Consider the following 18503-nt stretch of genomic DNA (forward strand, 5'->3'; position numbering starts at 1 on the left):
GGTAGACCCGCGCACATGGCATCTACCGAAAAGCCCCCCATTGGCACTTCGACCGTGAAGTGGCGCTTCCCTGACATCCATCCCGAGGGGCGCAAATATGTGCTGATCGCCGGCGCCATCGCGCTGGCCAGCCTGTTCATCTGGGACGTGCTTACCTGGCCGCTGCTGTTCCTGACGCTGGGCGTTGCTGCGTTTTTCCGCGATCCGGTGCGCACTACGCCACAGGGGGAGGGGCTGATCGTCTCGCCTGCCGACGGGCTGATCACGATGATCGAGCGCGTGCCGCTGCCGCCCGAGCTTCGCGGGCCGCAAGCGCTGGGCGAGGAGCCGATGGTGCGCGTCTCGGTGTTCATGAGCGTGTTTGACGTCCATGTGAACCGCACCCCGATCACCGGCACGATCCGCCATGTCATCTATATCTCGGGCAAGTTCTTCAACGCCGACCTCGACAAGGCGAGCGACGAGAATGAGCGCCAATATTTCGTCGTCGAGGACAAGAACGGTCTGCGCGTGGGGTTCACCCAGATCGCCGGTCTCGTCGCGCGCCGCATCGTCAGCTTCGTCAAGCCCGGCGACATGATCGTCGCCGGCCAGCGCGTCGGCCTGATCCGCTTCGGCAGCCGCGTCGACGTGTTCCTGCCCGAAGGCTATGCCGCGCAGGTAACGCTCGGCCAGCGCGCGATCGCCGGCGAGACCATTCTCGCGATCAGGGGCGGCAAGCCGGCGACCGGCGTCGCGCAGTGATCAATTCGCGTGCGTGAACCCAGGATCCCGCGGTCGCGCACACGCGGCGCGCCGCTTAACGAGCGCGGTATCCCGCTGCGCGCGGTGCTGCCCAATACGGTCACCGCTCTCGCGCTCTGTTCGGGACTGACTGCGATTCGCTTCGCGATGCTCGGCAATTGGGAAGCGGCGGTGCTGATGGTGCTGGCCGCGGCCGTGCTTGATGGCGTCGACGGTAAAATTGCGCGGCTGGTACGCGCCGAAAGCCGCTTCGGTGCCGAACTCGACAGCCTGTCCGACGCGATTTCGTTCGGCGTGGCGCCGGCGCTGATCCTCTATCTCTGGTCGCTCAACGCGCTGGGCCGGTTGGGCTGGCTCGTCGCGCTGCTGCTCGCGCTGTTCTGCGCGCTGCGTTTGGCGCGGTTTAACGCCAATATCGACCAGGAGCACCAGCCGCATAAATCGGCAGGCTTCCTCACCGGGGTGCCCGCTCCGGCAGGCGCGCTGCTGGCGATGACGCCGCTCTATCTATGGCTGTGGACCGGCGACGCGCATTTCCAGGCGCCCCTGGCGGTCGCACCATGGACCGCGTTCGTCGCGGTGCTGCTGATCTCAAGCATCGCAACCTTCGCACCGACGATCCGCGTCAAGCAGCGGCTGCGCTTCGAGGCGGTGGCGGTGCTGGTGGTATTCGTTGCGGCTTTGGTCTCGGCACCATGGCCGACTCTAGCGCTGGTCGCGATCGTTTATCTAGCGGCGATCCCGTTCAGCGTGCGCAGCTATCGCCGGATCAGGCGGCTGCGCGACGCGGCTGCGACGCAGGAAGTCGTGCCGGAACCGCGCGTGCCGTGATCCGGCCGAGCCGCGGCGGCAGGCTCGGCAGCGTCGAGACCGGACGACCGAGCGCCTGGAAGCGGTGAAGCTGCGCGCCGACGCTGGTGACCAGGGTCCAGAGGGACGCGACAAAGGCAGTACCGAACAGCAGAACAGCGAAAACAGTCATCACCTGGCTCCCATTTCGCCGTCGCGGAGAAATCGTAGTGATTCCAACCTCTTGGCGTCGCGAACGTTCCTTGTCCGCCTTCTGAACCCTTTATGTTCCGTTAACGTTCCCATGTCAACACGATGTTCGCGCGTTGTTCTGCTTGCATGGTGCGACACTTTCGGTTAAGCGCGCCGCCTCAAACCCGCATGGGAAGCATCATAAACCGGTGCCATGGCGCTTAGCCTGGTCACTCGCTTCCCAGAGGCTCAACCGGAAGGAGTTATCCCTATGGCGGCACCTGTCGTCACCATGCAGCAGCTGCTCGAATCGGGCGCGCACTTCGGACACCAGACCCACCGCTGGAATCCGAAGATGAAGCCCTACATTTTCGGCGACCGCAACGGCGTTCACATCATCGACCTTTCGCAGACCGTGCCGCTCTTCGCGCGCGCGCTTGAGTTCGTGTCTTCGACCGTCGCTTCGGGCGGCAAGGTCCTGTTCGTCGGCACCAAGCGCCAGGCGCAGGAGCCGATCGCCGAAGCCGCTCGCCGTTCGGGCCAGCACTTCGTCAACCATCGCTGGCTGGGCGGCATGCTCACCAACTGGAAGACGATCAGCAACTCGATCAAGCGCCTCAAGACGCTCGAAGAGCAGCTTTCGGGCGACACGCACGGCCTGACCAAGAAGGAAGTGCTCCAGCTCACCCGTGAGAAGGATAAGCTCGAAATGTCGCTCGGCGGCATTCGCGACATGGGCGGCGTTCCCGACATCATGTTCGTGATCGACGCGAACAAGGAAGAGCTGGCGATCAAGGAAGCCAACACGCTGGGCATCCCCGTCGTCGCGATCCTCGACTCGAACGTAAGCCCGGACGGTATTGCCTTCCCGGTTCCGGCGAACGACGACGCCAGCCGCGCGATCCGTCTCTACTGCGAAGCCATCGCGATCGCGGCGACCCGCGGCAACCAGGATCGCCAGGCACGCTATGGCGTCGACCTGGGCGCGCAGGAAGAAGCGCCGATCGAGCCCGCCCTGAGCGCGCCGGTCCCCGATCCCGAAGCCCCGGCGGCTGCGACCGAAGTCGACCAGTCCGTCGAAGGCGAGCGCCAGATCGACGCCTGAGTTGAAATCGATTGTCTCCGAACTGACATAGCGACGCTCTAGGCGGCGCTGTCAGTTCGGAGTGATGCCTTTCCCCGTTCGTGCTGAGCTTGTCTAAGCACCGTCCTTCCTTCCGGTGTGCGGCAAGAGAGAAGACGGCCCTTCGACAAGCTCAGGGCGAACGGGTTTTGATATACGGCCGAGGCAAGCGCCGCGGCCCGACCAGCAAGAGGAAGTGAAACATGGCCGAGATCACTGCAGCAGCCGTGAAGGAGCTCCGCGAAAAGAGCGGCGCCGGCATGATGGATTGCAAGAAGGCGCTCACCGAGACCAATGGCGACCTCGAAGCGGCCAGCGACTGGCTGCGCTCGAAGGGCCTGGCCGCAGCCGCTAAGAAGTCGAGCCGCACCGCCGCTGAGGGCCTGGTCGGCGTTGCCGTCGCCGGCACCAAGGGCGTCGCCGTCGAAGTCAATTCGCAGACCGATTTCGTCGCCAAGAACGAGATCTTCCAGAACTTCGTCCGCGAAGCCACGTCTATCGCCCTCGAAAAGGGTGACGATGTCGACGCAATCAAGGCTGCTCCGATGGCTGCCGGTGGCAGCGTCGAGGAAGTCCTCACCGCGAACATCGCGACGATCGGCGAGAATCAGGTTCTGCGCCGCGCCAAGAAGGTCGAAGTGACCAAGGGCGCCGTGATCCCCTACGTTCACAACGCGGCGGCCCCCGGCCTCGGCAAGATCGGCGTGCTCGTCGCGCTCGAGTCGGAAGCTGGCGTCGACGTGCTCGAGCCGCTGGGCAAGCAGATCGCAATGCACATCGCCGCTGCCTTCCCGCTGGCGCTCTCGATCGACGACCTCGATCCCGAAGTCGTCGAGCGCGAAGCCGCGATCCTGCGCGAGAAGAACGCCGACAAGATCGTCGGCAAGTCTGACGAGGTGGCTCAGAAGATCCTCAACGGGCCGGTCGAAAAGTTCAAGAAGGAGAACGCGCTGCTTACCCAGGCGTTCGTCATGGACGGCAAGACTCCGGTTCAGGACGTGATCGCAAAGGCGGGCAAGGATGCCGGCGCGACGATCACACTGACCGACTATGTTCGCTTCCAGCTCGGTGAAGGCATCGAGAAGGAAGAGAGCGACTTCGCTGCCGAAGTGGCTGCGACCGCCGGTCTCACCAAGTAAGGTCTTCCCGGACCTGCAAGGCGGGCGCTGTCACCTTCGGGTGGCGGCGCCCGTTTTCGTTTGTGGCGCATGGTCGGCGCCGCTTGGGCTAATCGCTTGCCCGCCTTGCTGCGTAATCCGCGCGCGCGGCATCCATGCGTGGGGTGTTGGTCATAACCCATTCCGCAAGCGCCCGGACCGGCTCGAGAAACTCGCGACCGAGGTCGGTCAATGCATATTCGACCTGGGGCGGAGTGACCGGCGTCACCGTTCGCGAGACGAAGCCATGTTCTTCGAGATCGCGGAGCGTCGAGGCGAGTACCTTCTGGCTGATCTCGCCGATCTCGCGCCGTAGCGCGTTGAAACGGCAAGGCCCCCGCCCGAGGACGCGCACGACCAGCATCGACCATTTGTCGCTGATCCGTGCCAGCGTGCGGCTGATATGCTCGCATGCCGCGGCGTTGCCCGCGCAGGCGGAGGCGGTTTCCATTGGGGTATCTAGTGTCGCCAAGGTGCCTCCTTGTTCCGTGTCGGCTACGATAGGTAATCAGGTTACCTCAAGAAACCAGATAATACGAGGTTACCAATGACTGCCAAGCCCAGGATCGCGCTCATCATCGGATCGACCCGTCCGACGCGTTTCGCCGACACGCCCGCCCAGTGGATGCTGAAGCAGGCGGCAGCGCGCGACGACATGGACGTGGAAGTCGTCGATCTGCGCGATCACCCTCTGCCGTTCTTCGACGAGGCGACGTCCAACCTATGGGCGCCGAGCCAGAACCCCGAAGCAATCCGCTGGCAGCAGACGATCGGCGCCTATGACGGCTACATCTTCGTGGTGGCCGAATATAATCACTCGATCACCGGCGTGCTCAAGAATGCGCTCGACCAAGCCTATGTGGAATGGAACCGCAAGCCGTTCACTGCGATCGGTTATGGCGGCACCGGGGCGACGCGCGCCGTCGAGCACCTGCGCGGAATCGGGGTTGAGTTGCAGATGGTTTCGACCAAATCCGCCGTGCATATCGGCGGCGGCGATTTCATAGCCATCCACCCCTATTTCGGCAAGCAGCCGATCGAAGCGATCGAAGCCAATCTGCTCCCGTCAGCGACCGCGGCGCTCGATGAACTAGTATGGTGGGCCAAGGCGACGATGGCGGCGCGTGCGGCTGGCGCCTGACGGCGATCCGCATCCTTTCGAAGCGATTACAATGCCGAGCATGGCCGTCCTTCCCGAACCGACGAGGAGGGCGGCCATTCCGCTTGGCATGGCGGTGCCGCTCCTCTAGGGTCCGCGCCGCTCCCGTATTCGCGTATCGAAAAGGCCTCCATGACTGCTACCCGCTTCAAACGCATCCTTCTCAAGCTCTCGGGCGAGGTCCTGATGGGGCAGGGGCAGTTCGGCATCGATCCGGCCACTTGCGACCGCGTCGCCGCGGAAGTGAAGGAAGCGGTCGAGACCGGGCTCGAAGTGTGCATGGTCGTCGGCGGGGGCAACATCTTCCGCGGGCTGGCCGGCGCCGCCCAGGGCTTCGATCGCGCCAGTGCCGATTATATGGGCATGCTCGCGACGGTGATGAATGCGCTGGCAATGCAGAACGCGCTCGAGAAGATCGACGTGCAGACGCGCGTCCAGTCGGCGATCCCGATGGCCAGCGTGTGCGAACCCTATGTCCGCCGCCGCGCCGAACGTCACATGGAAAAGGGCCGCGTGGTGATCTTCGCCGCAGGCACCGGCCTGCCTTTCTTCACCACCGACACGACCGCCGCGCTGCGCGCCGCCGAGATGAACTGCGATGCGCTGTTCAAGGGCACGTCGGTGGACGGCGTCTACGATGCCGACCCGAAAAAGGTGCCGACTGCAAAGCGCTATGATTCGCTGAGTTACGATCGTGTCCTCGCAGACAATCTGAAGGTGATGGATGCTTCTGCGGTGGCGCTGTGTCGCGACAACAATATCCCGATCGTGGTGTTCAATATTCGCGACGAGGGGAACCTCTCCGCCGTGCTGAGCGGCGAGGGGACCTCGACGATCGTTCAGAACGAAACCGTTTCCGCATAACAGGAGAGCCGTAAAATGGCCGCTTACGACAAGGCAGATCTCGAGCGCCGCATGGCCGGCGCGGTCGAGGCGCTCAAGCACGATCTCGGCGGGCTGCGCACCGGGCGCGCCTCGACCTCGCTGATCGAACCAGTGACCGTCGAAGTCTACGGCTCGCACATGCCGATCACCCAGGTCGCGACGATCTCGGTGCCCGAGCCGCGGATGATCTCGGTGCAGGTGTGGGACAAGTCGAATGTCGGTCCGGTCGAGAAGGCGATCCGTTCGGCCGGGCTGGGCCTCAACCCGATCACCGACGGCCAGACTCTGCGCCTGCCGATCCCCGACCTGACCGAGGAGCGCCGCAAGGAGCTCGCCAAGCTCGCCAACCAATATGCGGAAAAGGCGCGCATCGCCGTGCGAAACGTCCGCCGCGACGGCAATGACAGTCTCAAGACCGATGAGAAGAAGGGTCTTTTCGGCGAAGACGATCGTAAGCGCCACGAGACCGAAGTACAGAAGCTGACCGACAACACGATCGCCGATATCGATGCGGCGGCGGCGTCGAAGGAAAAGGAAATCCTCGGCAAGTGACGTCGCAACGCTGCCTTGATCGCCCGGGGGCGGTGCGCCGTGGCAGCTAAGGCATTGCCCGCCTCGGGTTCGGAAGCGCCGCCGCCGCGCCACGTCGCCATCATCATGGATGGCAATGGGCGCTGGGCGAAGAAGCGCTTCCTGCCGCGCATCGCCGGGCACAAACAGGGCGTCGAAGCGGTCCGCCGGATAAGCCGCGCGGCGCGCAAGCTCGGCATCGAGGTGCTGACGCTCTACGCCTTCTCGTCGGAGAATTGGCGACGTCCGCAAGAAGAAGTCAGCGACCTGATGAGTTTGTTGCGCCACTTCCTGGCCAGCGAGCTCGACGAGCTGGTTTCCGAGGGCGTGAAGCTGCGCGTGATTGGCGACTGGCGGCGGCTCGCGCCCGATCTCGTCTCTATGATCGACGCCGCGGTCGCCAAGACCGCGGGCAATCCCGGGCCGACGCTGGTGATCGCGCTCAACTACGGCGCACAGGCCGAGATCCTAGCTGCCGCGCGCCGGCTTGCCGAGCAGGCGCGGGCGGGGGACCTCGATCCGGCCGCGATCGACGAGGCGCGGTTCGATGCCGAGCTCGAAACCGCCGACCTGCCGCCGCTCGACCTGCTGATCCGCACCTCGGGCGAGCACCGTCTTTCGAATTTCCTGCTGTGGCAGGCGGCCTATGCCGAGCTGCTGTTCGTCGATACGCTGTGGCCCGATTTCGACGAGAAGGCGCTTGCCCAGGCGCTCGACCAGTTCGGCCGCCGTCAGCGTCGCTTCGGAGGCCTGTGAGCAAGAATTCCGATCTGGGCAAGCGCCTGGTCGTCGCGGTCGTGCTGATCGCGGTGGCGTTCGCAGCGCTGTGGTTCGGCGGCTTCGTCTTCTGGCTGCTCGTCGCGATCGGTGGCGTGCTGATGATCGGCGAATGGGCCGGATTGTCGGACGCCTCGCCCGGGCAGAAGCGGCTGTCGCAATATGTCCTCACCGTGCCGCTGGCGATCCTGGCACCGATCGCGGCGGGGCCGAGCTTCCTTGCGTTGGGGCTGATCGTCGCCGGGACCTTCTTTCTCGGCGCAGTGACTCGCAAGACCCAGCTGGCGCTGGGCATGCTCTATGTCGGCCTGCCGGTGCTCGGCCTCCTGGTCCTGCGCTCGCACCCACAGGGCTTTCTGCTGACCCTGTGGGCGATGGCATTGGTCTGGGCGAGCGACAGCGGCGCCTATTTCGCCGGTCGCGCGATCGGCGGGCCCAAGCTTGCGCCGGCGATCAGCCCGAATAAGACGTGGGCCGGTTTCTTCGGCGGGCTGGTGGCGTCGGGCGTGTTCGCCGCGATCCTCGTCGTGGCATTCGGCCTGCCGGTGATCCTGGCGCTGTTCACGCCGCTGCTCGCGGTGCTTTCGCAGATCGGCGACCTTTACGAGAGCCATCTCAAGCGGCGCGCGGGCGTGAAGGATTCGGGCAATCTGCTGCCTGGCCATGGCGGCGTGCTCGATCGGCTTGACGGACTGGTCGCAGTGGCGCCTGTAGCAGCGGTGCTGGTTCTGGCGTTCGCCTGATGAAGACGATCACGATCCTTGGCGCCACCGGGTCGGTGGGTAGCTCGACGCTCGACCTTGTCGAGCGCGATCCGCAGGCGTTCCAGGTCATCGCGCTCACGGCCAATGGCGATGTCGACAAGCTCGCCGCGGCGGCGATCCGGACTCGCGCCAAGCGCGCGGTGGTCGCCGATGCCAGCTGTCTCGACCGGCTTCGCGATGCGCTGGCCGGCACCGGCATCGAGGCGCACGGCGGCGCCGATGCGGTATGCGATGCGGCGCGCATGGGCGCCGACTGGACGATGGCGGCGATCGTCGGCACCGCCGGGCTCAAGCCGGTGATGGCTGCGCTCGAAGCCGGCGGCACCGTCGCGCTCGCCAACAAGGAATCGCTCGTTTCTGCCGGCGATGTGATGATGGCCGCGGCGCGCAGCCACGGCACCACGCTGCTGCCGGTCGATTCGGAGCACAATGCCGTGTTCCAATGCCTCGACCGCACCGCGCCGCGTGGCGTCGCGCGGATCATCCTGACCGCGAGCGGGGGTCCGTTCCGTTCGATGCCGCTGGAAGCGATGCAGAACATCACCCCGGCCCAGGCGGTGGCGCATCCCAACTGGTCGATGGGCGCCAAGATCTCGGTCAACTCGGCGACGATGATGAACAAGGGGCTCGAACTGATCGAGGCCTATCACCTGTTCCCGGTGCGCCCCGACCAGCTCGACGTGCTGGTGCACTCACAATCGGTGGTCCATTCGATGGTCGAATATGTCGACGGGTCGGTGCTCGCTCAGCTCGGCTCGCCGGACATGCGCACACCGATCGCCTATGCGCTGGCCTGGCCCGAGCGCATGGAAACGCCGTGCGAGCGGCTGGACCTCGCAAAGATTGCCCGGCTCGACTTCGAAGCCCCGGATTACGAACGGTTTCCTGCACTCCAACTGGCCCGCGAAGCGCTGGCGGCGGGCGGAGCGCGGCCGGCGATCCTCAATGCCGCGAACGAAGTGGCGGTCGCGGCTTTCCTGGACGGGCGCATCGCCTTTCTTGAAATTGCCGCAATCTCTGCCGATACGCTGACGCGCTATGACCCGGCTGCCCCGGACTCGCTCGATGCCGTGCTGGCAATCGACGCGGAAGCCAGGGCGCATGCCGCGGAGCGCGTGAAGGACTGCGTCGTTTGATCGAGACTCCCGGCATCCTGCTCACCATCCTCGCGTTCGCGCTGGTGATCGGACCGCTCGTCTTCCTGCACGAGCTTGGACATTATCTGGCGGGGCGGATCTTCGGGGTAAAGGCCGAGGAATTCTCGATCGGCTTCGGGCGCGAAGTCATCGGCATCACCGACAAGCGCGGCACGCGCTGGAAGTTCGGCTGGCTGCCGCTGGGGGGCTATGTCCGCTTTGCCGGCGACATGAACCCGGCATCGCAGCCTTCGCCCGAATGGCTTTCGCTTCCCGCCGCCGAGCGCGCCCAGACCTTTCAGGCCCGGCCGCTATGGCAGCGCGCGATTATCGTGGCGGCAGGGCCGATTGCCAATTTCATCGTCGCCATCGTCATCCTCGGGGCTTTTGCATTCGCGTATGGCCAGCGCGTCACGCCGCCCGTGATCGGATCCGTCGTCAGCGGAAGTCCTGCGGCGCAGGGAGGCCTTCGGCCTGGCGACCGCATCACTGCGCTTGGAGATACTTCGATCGGCCAGTTCGAAGACATGTCTTACTTTACCGCGATCCGCGCCGGCGAGCCTGTTACAATCACTTACGACCGTGCTGGCCAACTCCGCACGGCGAATATCGTGATTGGCACCACCGCCACCAAGGACCGTTTTGGCGGCGTTACCCGGCGTGGGATGCTCGGCATCGGACCGGCGGAGTCAACACTTCAGCCCGTTTCCCTGATCGCCGCACCGGTTGTGGGAATCCAGCGCACATGGACCATAGTCGGCATGATCGCCGATGGCCTAAAGCAGGTAGTCCTAGGACGTGTGCCGGTTTCCGAAATGGGCGGGCCACTGCGCATCGCCAAAATCTCGGGCCAGAGTCTCGCTTTGGGGCCGCTCGATCTCGTCGGTCTCATCGCATTCGTCTCGATTAATCTGGGATTCATCAACCTGTTGCCACTCCCGGTGCTGGATGGAGGGCATTTGCTGTTCTATGCAGTCGAAGCCGTGCGCCGCCGCCCGGCTGAGCCGCAGGTGATGGAATGGGCCTTTCGGGGCGGCCTGATCGCGATTTTGGCCCTGATGCTGCTCGTTACTTTCAACGATCTTGGCAGCTTTGGGCTCTGGAAGGGTCTGGCCGGCTTGATCGGCTGATGCGGTTAAGGCAGGGGCTTATGTTTCCGGCGTCGCATGGGCAGCGGCATTTACTCGAAATCCGACTTGGGGTGGGATGTGACGATCAAGGCTAATCATTTCGGCGTACGCGCCACTGCGACCCTTCTCGCGGGCACAATGCTCACGGGGCTGGCGCAGGCGCAGACCGCTCCCGCCCGCCCGAATGCCCCTCCGCGGCAGGCGACCCCGGTTCGTGCGGCAACGCCCGTACCCACCGTTGCGACACCGGCGCCCGTTTCGCCGACGCAGGAAACGCATGTCATCAAGTCGCTGCGCGTCGAGGGTTCGCAGCGCATCGAGCCCGAGACGGTGATGTCGTATACGCGGCTTCGCGTCGGCGACACCTACACCAACGAGACGCTCGATCAGGCGGTGAAGGACTTGTACGCTTCGGATCTGCTCGCCGACGTTCAGATCGAGGGCGGCCAGACCGGCGACCTGATCATCCGCATCCGCGAGAACCCGGTGATCAACCGCGTGATCTATGAGGGCAACAAGCGCCTCAAGCAGGACAAGATCGGCAAGGAAGTGAAGCTGGCGCCGCGCCAGATCTTCACCCGCACCGCAGTTCGCGCCGACGTCGCGCGCATCATCGAGCTCTATCGCCGGCAGGGCCGCTTCGCCGCCTCGGTGGAGCCCAAGATGGTGAGCCTCGACCAGAACCGCGTCGACGTGATCTTCGAGATCAACGAGGGGGCGAAGTCCAAGGTCCGCCAGATCAACATCATCGGCAACGAGGTGTTTCCCGACGGCAAGCTGCGCGGCGAGATGGCGACCAAGACCGCCAGCCTGATGCACCTGATGAGCTCGAACACGAGCTATGACCAGGATCGCCTGGCCTATGACCAGCAGAAGCTCCGCCAATTCTACCTGACCGAAGGATATGCCGATTTCCGCGTGATCTCGGCGGTCGCCGAGCTGACGCCGGACAAGAAGGATTTCATCATCACCTATGTGGTGGAAGAAGGTCCACGCTATAAGTTCGGGCCCGTGACCGTCGACAGCGCGATCCGCGACTTCGACGACAAGCGGCTTGCTTCGGCGCTGAGCATCAAGGAAGGCGAATGGTATAACGCCAAGGCCGTCGAAGACACGGTCGAGCAGCTCAGCGAGACGGCTGGCGCGTTCGGCTATGCCTTTGCCGACGTGCGCCCGAACTTCCAGCGCGACCGCGAAAATCTCACCATGTCGATGGATTTCCACATCGGCGAATCGAACCGCACCTATGTCGAGCGGATCGAGATTACGGGGAATCGACAGACGCAGGACAAGGTGATCCGCCGCGAGTTCCGCGTGGCCGAGGGCGACGCCTTCAACACCTTCCTGGTCAAGCGTTCGCAGGACCGCATAAATTCGCTCGGCTATTTCCAGGACAAGTTCGAGATCGAGCGCAAGGAAGGTTCGGCGCCCGACCGGATCGTGCTCGCGGCGAACGTCGAGGAAAAGGCAAATGGCGAGCTGACGCTGTCGGCGGGCTTCTCCAGCCTCGAGCAGTTCATCCTCCAGGCATCGATCCGCCAGCGCAACTTCCGCGGCAAGGGACAGACGCTGTCGGCGTCGGTCGATTATTCGTCCTATTCGAAGTCGGTCGAGCTGGGTTTCACCGAGCCCTATCTGTTCGACACCAACATCGCGCTGGGCGGCACGATTTTCCGCCGCGATTATAACGCTTTCAACTATATCGGCAGCGACCGCAGCACGACCTACAGCCAGATCTCGACGGGGTTCCAGCTGGTCGCCGGCATGCCGCTTACAGAATATTGGACGTTGTCGGGCCGCTATCAGCTCAGCAAGGACGATGTCAGCCTCGACAAATCGACCTTCTATTCGGACAGCAATGGCGACGGCGTGCGCGGCAACAGCCCGGGCGACAGCTGCGATGCGACGATCGCGGGCCGCTATTATTGCGAAGCGGTGGGCAACCGCCTGACCTCGCTGGTCGGCCTGTCGCTGATTTATGACAGCCTCAACAGCCGCCTGCGCCCGACGCGCGGCCAGCGGCTGACCACGAGCGTGGACTTTGCCGGCCTGGGCGGCGACGTGCGCTACATCCGCTCGCGTATCGATGCCGCCAAATACTGGAATGTCGGCGGCGGCTTCATCGGCTCGATCACCGCCGAGGGTGGTTATATCCACAGCCTCGAGGGGAGCAGGGGCGGCGGATCGGACGCGGTTCGCATTACCGATCGCTTCTATCTGGGTGAGCCGCAGTTCCGGGGCTTCGACATTCGCGGCGTCGGTCCGCGCGTGCAGCGCATCGGTTACACCGGCGATCCGACGACGGGCACGCAGCTTCTCGTCACCGACAAGGACCAGATCGTCGACGACGCGCTGGGCGCCAAGGCCTATTACCTGACCAAGGCCGAGCTCGAGATCCCGCTGGGCGCCGGCGCGGCCGAAATGGGGCTGCGTCCGTCGATCTTCCTCCAGCTCGGCGGCCTGTTCGGCATGACCAACCCGGGCAAGACGATCGAATTCCAGCAGGCGACGGACTCGGCAGGGAAGCTGCTCTACAATGCCGACGGCTCGCCGACGCTGTTGCCCAAGGACAATTTCATCAAGGATACGGCAGGCAACCAGCTCTATGTCGTGCCCTCCACTGGTCTGACCACGACCTGTACGGTCGGCTATGCGGCAAGCGGCAGCACGGCGTGCGTTGGCACGTCGATCAACACCATCTACAACATCCCCACTTCGCCGTTCTTCGAGCGCTACGTCGGAGACTCGGCCAAGCCGCGCCTCTCGATCGGCGTCGGCGTAAACTGGAATTCGCCGTTCGGCCCGCTGCGCATCGACGTTGCCAAGGCGCTGCTGCACGAAAAGGGCGATGACACCAAACTCGTCACATTCAACGTAGGGACTCAGTTCTGATGACTATCAAGAAGCGCATCCTCGCCGCGATGCTTGCCGCGCCCGCGGCGCTCGCCATCGCTGCCCCCGCGCACGCCCAGGCTGCCGGCATCGCCTATGCGAGCCCGACCACCGTCGTCGGCAAGTCGAAGGCCTTCGCCGCCGCCCGCCAGCAGATCGAAACGACCTATAAGGGCGCGTTCGACCAGATGGAGGCGCGCCGCACCGCGCTGGCCACCGAGCTCAAGCCGCTCGTCGCGCAGCTCGACACCAACAAGGACGGCAATGTCAGCGATGACGAAGCCAAGGCCGCGCAGAACGCCAAGAACCCGGCGATCGAGAAGATCCGTACCGCACAGACCAATGCGCAGAACGATCTCGCCCGCCTGAGCAATCCGGCCGCCCGTTCCGAGCTGTTCGCGATCGAAAGCGTGCTTCGCCAGTTCGAGGCCGCGCAGCTTCGCGTCGTCAATGCGCGCAAGATTTCGGTCGTGCTGTCGCCCGAGGTCTTCATGTACGCGCCGGACTCGGCCGATATCAGCGACGCGATCGTTGCCGAGATCGACAAGACCACGCCGACCGTCGGCATCCAGCCGCCGGCCGACTGGCAGCCCTCGCGCGATACCCAGCAGATCCAGCAGCAGCTCGCCCAGATCGCCCAGCTCCGCGCCTATCAGGCCGCAGCCCAGGCGCAGCAGCAGCGTCCGGCAGGCGCGGCGCCGGCTGCTGCTCCCGCCGCCGCAGCGACGACCGGCAAGAAGCCCGAACCCCGGTGAGCGAAGACGTCACGGTTGCCGCCGACACCCCTGCTTCGGTAGGGGGCCCGCTGGATATCCAGCGGGTGATGGCGGCGCTGCCGCATCGTTACCCGATGCTGCTGGTCGATCGCGTCGAGAGCCTGGTCCCCGACCAGCGCATCGTCGCGATCAAGGCCGTGTCTATGAACGAGGAATTCTTCCAGGGGCATTTCCCTGGAAGGCCGATCATGCCGGGCGTCCTCCAGGTGGAGGCGCTCGCGCAGGCCGCGGGCGTGCTCGCAGTGGAGAGCCTCGGCCTCGCCGGCTCGGGCAAGCTGGTCTATTTCATGTCGATCGACGGCGTGAAGTTCCGCAAGCCGGTCGAGCCCGGCGTCCTGCTCCGCCTTGAGGTCGAGTTCGTCCAGAAGCGGTCGCGCGTCTGCAAGTTCGCGGGCAAGGCGTATCTGGGCGACGATATCGCCACCGAGTGCGAATTCACGGCGATGATCGCGGACCCGCCCAAGGCCTGACCACGCATGGATGCGCTGACTGCGTTCGGCCTGTTCGCGGTCAGCGCCATGCTTGTCACCTATGCGCTGGAAGCGCGGGGCAGGGGATGGATCCTCGCCTTTGCCGGTGCCTGCCTGCTCGGCTCGACCTATGGCTTCCTGCAGGGGGCCTGGCCGTTCGGCGTGGTCGAGGCGATCTGGGCGCTGGTCGCCGCGCGGCGCTGGTGGATGCCCCGTCCAGATGGGTGCTAGTTGCCTTTAGAAGCGTGCCCTGCTAACGGCGCGCGTCCGCTGCCGGTCGGAAACCGGCGGCTTTTTCAAGGAATTCGATTGTGAAGAAAGACACGCATCCCGATTACCACATGATCAAGGTGCAGATGACCGACGGCACCGTGTTCGAAACCCGCTCCACCTGGGGCAAGGAAGGCGACACGATGACGCTCGACATCGATCCGCTGGCGCATCCGGCCTGGACCGGTGGTCGCGGGCAGCTGCTCGATCAGGGCGGCCAGGTCGCGCGCTTCAACAAGCGCTTCGGCGGCCTCTCGCTCGGCAAGAAGTAATCGGGCTCCGAGCCGTCCCCGACGGGCGGCTCCCGATACGCAGACATCCCGGCAGGCACGGTGGCAACACCGGTGCCGCCGGGATGTTTTCGTATGCGCGGCGGCCCGGAGATCGTCGTTAACGCTGGCTTAGCCATGCCGGCCTATCCTCTCGACATGGCAACCCAATTCAGACCCGCTCCGTTCGCCGCCGAGATCGCGCCGATGCTGGCGATTGGCAAGCGCGGGCATACGCGCGTGCCGGTTTCGTTCGACGCGCAGTTCGGCCAGGACGGGCTGGACCGCACCTTGTGCCGGGTCACCGACATTTCGCAGCACGGCGCGCGGCTGCAGACCTACAGCGCGCTGCGCGCCGGATCGCTGATCTGGCTGTCGCTGCCGGGGCTGGGGCACCATGTCGCGCGAATCGCCTGGGCCGATGATTTCAGCGCCGGCGTCGAGTTTCGCACGCCGCTCAGCGACGCGATATTCGAAGCGCTTACGGCGCAGTGACGTACGTAGACGACCAAGCGCGTGATGGAACATTGCCGCGGGTGCAGACTTGGGTCATGATGCGGACACACTCACTGTAGGGGACGACGGTGATGTTTAAAGGCCTGATAGCCTGCGCGCTGGTGGCAAGCGCGCCCAGTATTGCCGAAGCGGGCGACCGCAAGATCGCAGCACCCTTGCCGGGCGCGCGCGCGGTGCCGGTACACAATGATTCGGTGCCCTATGGCCGCAAGGCGCCCCTGGTGGCGGGCGGGACCTTCACGCTTCCGCTCAATCCCAAGCGCTTCGACGCACGGCCGGTGACGCGCCTCAGGCTCCACGACGACTCCCCGGTTGTTTCACGCTTCACGCTCACCGAAGCGCCGACCAAGCCCGACTGGCATGTCGATACCGGCCAGACCGAAACCACCGCCACGTCCGGCGGCACCTATGCGGTACGCGAGACGATGAACGATCACCGCAAGCCCCGCTTCCGCCGATCGGCGCTGGGCACGATGCTGGTGCTACGGATCGACGGCGAGGAAGAGAGCCCGGCGTTCAGCGTCGGCGGCGGCGGAGTGAGTGCTGCTTTGTGGCGGGCTGTGCCGCGCTGAGGTTTTGGCGGAGAGAGTGGGATTCGAACCCACGGTGAGCTTGCACCCACGGCGGTTTTCAAGACCGCTGCCTTAAACCACTCGGCCATCTCTCCGCGCCTGCCCCCGCTAACCGCAGAAGCGCGCGCGATCAATCCGCGCGGTGCGTGGTGGCAAAATCTTGGCGGTTGGCGGCGCTTGGGGCTTCATGCCTGCGTGCGGCTGTGGCACAGCCAGTTGCATGAGGGGATCGCGTTTCGTTTCGAAGTGTCTGTCGGGGCTGGGTCTCATCGCCGCGAGCGCGGCCACGTTTGCGTTGACGTCTGCATCGACGCCTGCCGTCGCGCAACCGCAGGACGAGGCCGGCTTTCAGGCCTATTTGCAGCAGCTGGCGCGCCAGGCAGCGGCGCAGGGGGTGACGCAGCGGACGATCAATTCGGTGATCCCGACGCTGACACTCAACCAGCGGGTGATCGACCTGGATCGCCAGCAGCCCGAAAGCGGCCCCAATGCGCCGATCCCGCCCTTCGAGCCCTATCGCCGCCAGCATGTCGATGCCGCGCGGATCGGGCAGGGGCGGGCTGCCTATCTGCGCCAGCGCACGCGGCTCGCGCGGATCGAGCGCGAGACCGGCGTGCCCGAATTGATCATGGTGGCGATCTGGGGGCATGAGACCAATTATGGGCGGGTGATGGGCGGGTTCGACTTGCCGCGCGCGCTGGCCAGTCTTGCCTATGAGGGGCGCCGGCGGCAGCTCTTCGCCGACGAATTCATCGCGACGCTTAAGATGATCGATCGCGGCGTGCCGCGCGAGAAGCTGATCGGCAGCTGGGCAGGGGCCTTTGGCGGGCCGCAATTCCTGCCCAGCGTCTATCTGCGGCTCGCCGTGGACGGCGATGGCGACGGGATGGCCGATATCTGGTCGAGCGAGGCGGACACGCTTGCCTCGATCGCGAATTATTTCGTCAACGCCGGATGGCGCGCCGGCCAACCCTGGGGCTTCGCGGTGAGCGTACCGGCCGAGCTGAACCGCGGCACGCTGGGCAACCGCACGACGAGCCCGCGCTGCCCGCGCGTCCACCAGCGGATGAGCCAGTGGAAGACGATCGGCGAATGGCGCGCGCTGGGGATTACGCCGCTCGGCCGCGGTTGGCCCGCCGATACGGTGCAGGCGACGCTGCTCGAGCCCGACGGGCAGGGCAAGACCGCCTATCTGCTCACCGGCAACTACCGCGTGATCCTCGACTATAATTGCTCGAATTTTTACGCTTTGTCGGTAGGCCTGCTTGCCGATGCAGTGGAACAATAGCCTGATCGCCCTGTCGCTGCTCCTTGCCGGTTGCGGCGGAGCCGGCGCAAATTATGCAGCCGAGACGATGGCCCCTGCGCCGGGTTCTCCCGCAGCGCAGAGCTGGCAGGGCGGCGGCGATACCTGGCGCGCCGCTGACGGATCGGTACGTTCACGCCCGCGTTCTCCGCGGATAGAGCCAGGCGCGACGCCTGCCGACACGGCGCCGGCGATCCCGCTCGACGGGCCGGAATGGTCACCCCGCGGGGCCTATAACGCACCTGGAACCGGGGCAGCGCCTCAAGAGGCGTTGCCCGACCCAGTCGCCGCTGCACGCGGACCGGTGGGCTCGTCGCGCGGCCCCGGCGAGCAACGCTATGACGAGATCGGCTATGCCGGCGTGCGCGCCGTGGCGGGCGGCGGCGATGCCGACGGCGCGATCGTCGCGGTGCATCGTTCGCTGGCGCCCGATACGATTGTCGAAGTGACCGCGCTCGATACCGGGCGCACGATCCTGGTGCTGATCACGGGCTCGATGGAGCCGGGTGCCGATCATCCGATCGACTTGTCGGCCGGGGCAGCACGTCAGCTCGGCGCGCAGCCGAGGCGGATCCCGGTGCGCATCCGCACCGTGGCTGCGACGCCGATGGATGTGGCGGCGCTGCACAACGGGCGCGCCGCCGGTGAGCGCAGCGACGCGCCGCCGGTGCTGCTTACTGCGCTGCGCAAGCGGCTGCCGGCGGGCGCCGTCGCCGCGAGGCCGGTGCCGCCTCGGCATGCCGCCGCGCCTGTCGCATCGCCGCGTCCGACCCCCGCTGCGCCGCCGCGCGCAGTCCGCGGCCGCTATTTCGTCCAGGTCGCCGCACTTTCTAGCGCCGGCAACGCGCAATCGCTTGCGCATCGCATGGGCGGGTTCGTAAAGCAGGGCGGAGGGCTCCATCGCGTGCAGCTCGGCCCCTTCGCGACTCAGCGGGAGGCGGAGGCAGCGCGCGCAGGGGCCGCACGCGCGGGTTATGGGGACGCGCGCGTTTTCGCCGTCAATTAG

22 protein-coding genes and 1 tRNA gene are annotated in these 18503 nt (G+C 65.4%); 20 read left to right on the plus strand and 3 right to left on the minus strand.

What is annotated here, in order from left to right:
- Positions 1-15 precede the first annotated feature (15 nt).
- Both AB2M62_RS07965 and pssA read left to right on the plus strand, forming a co-directional pair.
- A complete protein-coding gene (locus AB2M62_RS07965; protein WP_404339855.1) occupies positions 16-744 on the plus strand; it encodes a phosphatidylserine decarboxylase in 729 nt (242 codons plus the stop codon).
- A 9-nt stretch (positions 745-753) separates the two neighbouring features.
- Positions 754-1575 carry a CDP-diacylglycerol--serine O-phosphatidyltransferase gene (pssA, locus tag AB2M62_RS07970; RefSeq protein WP_404339177.1) on the plus strand — a complete coding sequence of 274 codons (822 nt, stop codon included), beginning with the start codon at positions 754-756 and terminating at the stop codon, positions 1573-1575.
- Here the strand turns inward: pssA and AB2M62_RS07975 are convergent.
- Complete coding sequence (locus AB2M62_RS07975; RefSeq protein ID WP_404339179.1) at positions 1514-1726, minus strand: hypothetical protein; 213 nt, start codon at positions 1724-1726, stop codon at positions 1514-1516. The two genes, pssA and AB2M62_RS07975, sit on opposite strands and share 62 nt — an antisense overlap.
- A gap of 270 nt (positions 1727-1996) precedes the next feature.
- Between AB2M62_RS07975 and rpsB the strand changes: the two genes are divergently transcribed.
- Entirely contained in the window at positions 1997-2830 is an 834-nt protein-coding gene (gene rpsB / locus AB2M62_RS07980) for a 30S ribosomal protein S2 (protein WP_404339181.1), read from the plus strand.
- A 221-nt stretch (positions 2831-3051) separates the two neighbouring features.
- Positions 3052-3987 (plus strand): translation elongation factor Ts, encoded by a 936-nt coding sequence (gene tsf, locus AB2M62_RS07985; protein WP_404339183.1) that lies wholly within the window; start codon positions 3052-3054, stop codon positions 3985-3987.
- Positions 3988-4075: 88 nt separating this feature from the next.
- Here tsf and AB2M62_RS07990 read toward each other — a convergent pair whose 3' ends face one another.
- Positions 4076-4456, minus strand: a complete 381-nt coding sequence (locus AB2M62_RS07990; protein WP_404339185.1) for a winged helix-turn-helix transcriptional regulator — start codon at positions 4454-4456, stop codon at positions 4076-4078.
- Positions 4457-4552: 96 nt separating this feature from the next.
- On the opposite strand from AB2M62_RS07990, the gene AB2M62_RS07995 reads away from it, so the two are divergent.
- The 14 genes from AB2M62_RS07995 to AB2M62_RS08060 all read left to right on the plus strand — a co-directional run bounded on the left by AB2M62_RS07995 (position 4553) and on the right by AB2M62_RS08060 (position 16191).
- Positions 4553-5146, plus strand: a complete 594-nt coding sequence (locus AB2M62_RS07995) for an NADPH-dependent FMN reductase (protein WP_404339187.1) — start codon at positions 4553-4555, stop codon at positions 5144-5146.
- A 150-nt stretch (positions 5147-5296) separates the two neighbouring features.
- Complete coding sequence (gene pyrH / locus AB2M62_RS08000; RefSeq protein WP_404339189.1) at positions 5297-6028, plus strand: UMP kinase; 732 nt, start codon at positions 5297-5299, stop codon at positions 6026-6028.
- Between the two features lie 15 nt (positions 6029-6043).
- The gene (gene frr / locus AB2M62_RS08005) at positions 6044-6601 is read left to right on the plus strand and encodes a ribosome recycling factor (RefSeq protein WP_404339191.1); all 558 of its coding nucleotides are present in this window, start codon (positions 6044-6046) and stop codon (positions 6599-6601) included.
- Between the two features lie 105 nt (positions 6602-6706).
- Positions 6707-7375, plus strand: coding sequence for a polyprenyl diphosphate synthase (uppS, locus tag AB2M62_RS08010; RefSeq protein ID WP_404339857.1), 669 nt, complete (start codon positions 6707-6709; stop codon positions 7373-7375).
- Positions 7372-8139 carry a phosphatidate cytidylyltransferase gene (locus AB2M62_RS08015; protein WP_404339193.1) on the plus strand — a complete coding sequence of 256 codons (768 nt, stop codon included), beginning with the start codon at positions 7372-7374 and terminating at the stop codon, positions 8137-8139. The genes uppS and AB2M62_RS08015 overlap by 4 nt, the downstream gene beginning before the upstream one ends.
- Positions 8139-9296 carry a 1-deoxy-D-xylulose-5-phosphate reductoisomerase gene (locus tag AB2M62_RS08020; protein WP_404339194.1) on the plus strand — a complete coding sequence of 386 codons (1158 nt, stop codon included), beginning with the start codon at positions 8139-8141 and terminating at the stop codon, positions 9294-9296. Before AB2M62_RS08015 ends, AB2M62_RS08020 begins: the two co-directional genes overlap by 1 nt.
- The gene (locus tag AB2M62_RS08025; protein ID WP_404339196.1) at positions 9293-10426 is read left to right on the plus strand and encodes a M50 family metallopeptidase; all 1134 of its coding nucleotides are present in this window, start codon (positions 9293-9295) and stop codon (positions 10424-10426) included. The genes AB2M62_RS08020 and AB2M62_RS08025 overlap by 4 nt, the downstream gene beginning before the upstream one ends.
- Positions 10427-10564: 138 nt before the next feature.
- Positions 10565-13318: an outer membrane protein assembly factor BamA gene (gene bamA / locus AB2M62_RS08030; RefSeq protein ID WP_404339859.1), complete on the plus strand. Its 2754-nt coding sequence runs from the start codon at positions 10565-10567 to the stop codon at positions 13316-13318.
- The gene (locus AB2M62_RS08035; RefSeq protein WP_404339198.1) at positions 13318-14073 is read left to right on the plus strand and encodes an OmpH family outer membrane protein; all 756 of its coding nucleotides are present in this window, start codon (positions 13318-13320) and stop codon (positions 14071-14073) included. The genes bamA and AB2M62_RS08035 overlap by 1 nt, the downstream gene beginning before the upstream one ends.
- 68 nt (positions 14074-14141) lie before the next feature.
- Entirely contained in the window at positions 14142-14564 is a 423-nt protein-coding gene (gene fabZ, locus AB2M62_RS08040; RefSeq protein WP_404339861.1) for a 3-hydroxyacyl-ACP dehydratase FabZ, read from the plus strand.
- Positions 14565-14570: 6 nt separating this feature from the next.
- Positions 14571-14795 (plus strand): hypothetical protein, encoded by a 225-nt coding sequence (locus AB2M62_RS08045; RefSeq protein ID WP_404339199.1) that lies wholly within the window; start codon positions 14571-14573, stop codon positions 14793-14795.
- An 80-nt stretch (positions 14796-14875) separates the two neighbouring features.
- Positions 14876-15106 (plus strand): 50S ribosomal protein L31, encoded by a 231-nt coding sequence (rpmE, locus tag AB2M62_RS08050; protein WP_404339201.1) that lies wholly within the window; start codon positions 14876-14878, stop codon positions 15104-15106.
- A gap of 135 nt (positions 15107-15241) precedes the next feature.
- Positions 15242-15598, plus strand: coding sequence for a PilZ domain-containing protein (locus AB2M62_RS08055; RefSeq protein WP_404339203.1), 357 nt, complete (start codon positions 15242-15244; stop codon positions 15596-15598).
- 92 nt (positions 15599-15690) lie between these two features.
- Entirely contained in the window at positions 15691-16191 is a 501-nt protein-coding gene (locus AB2M62_RS08060; protein WP_404339205.1) for a hypothetical protein, read from the plus strand.
- Positions 16192-16196: 5 nt separating this feature from the next.
- Here the strand turns inward: AB2M62_RS08060 and AB2M62_RS08065 are convergent.
- Positions 16197-16286 (minus strand) — tRNA-Ser (locus tag AB2M62_RS08065).
- A 125-nt stretch (positions 16287-16411) separates the two neighbouring features.
- Here AB2M62_RS08065 and AB2M62_RS08070 point away from each other — a divergent pair.
- Together AB2M62_RS08070 and AB2M62_RS08075 are read left to right on the plus strand one after the other, a co-directional pair.
- On the plus strand, positions 16412-17479 hold the full coding sequence (locus AB2M62_RS08070) for a lytic transglycosylase domain-containing protein (RefSeq protein ID WP_404339207.1): 1068 nt from the start codon (positions 16412-16414) through the stop codon (positions 17477-17479).
- On the plus strand, positions 17463-18503 hold the full coding sequence (locus AB2M62_RS08075) for an SPOR domain-containing protein (RefSeq protein ID WP_404339209.1): 1041 nt from the start codon (positions 17463-17465) through the stop codon (positions 18501-18503). The genes AB2M62_RS08070 and AB2M62_RS08075 overlap by 17 nt, the downstream gene beginning before the upstream one ends.

The organism is Sphingomonas sp. MMS12-HWE2-04 (assembly GCF_044881185.1).
Taxonomy (GTDB): domain Bacteria; phylum Pseudomonadota; class Alphaproteobacteria; order Sphingomonadales; family Sphingomonadaceae; genus Sphingomonas.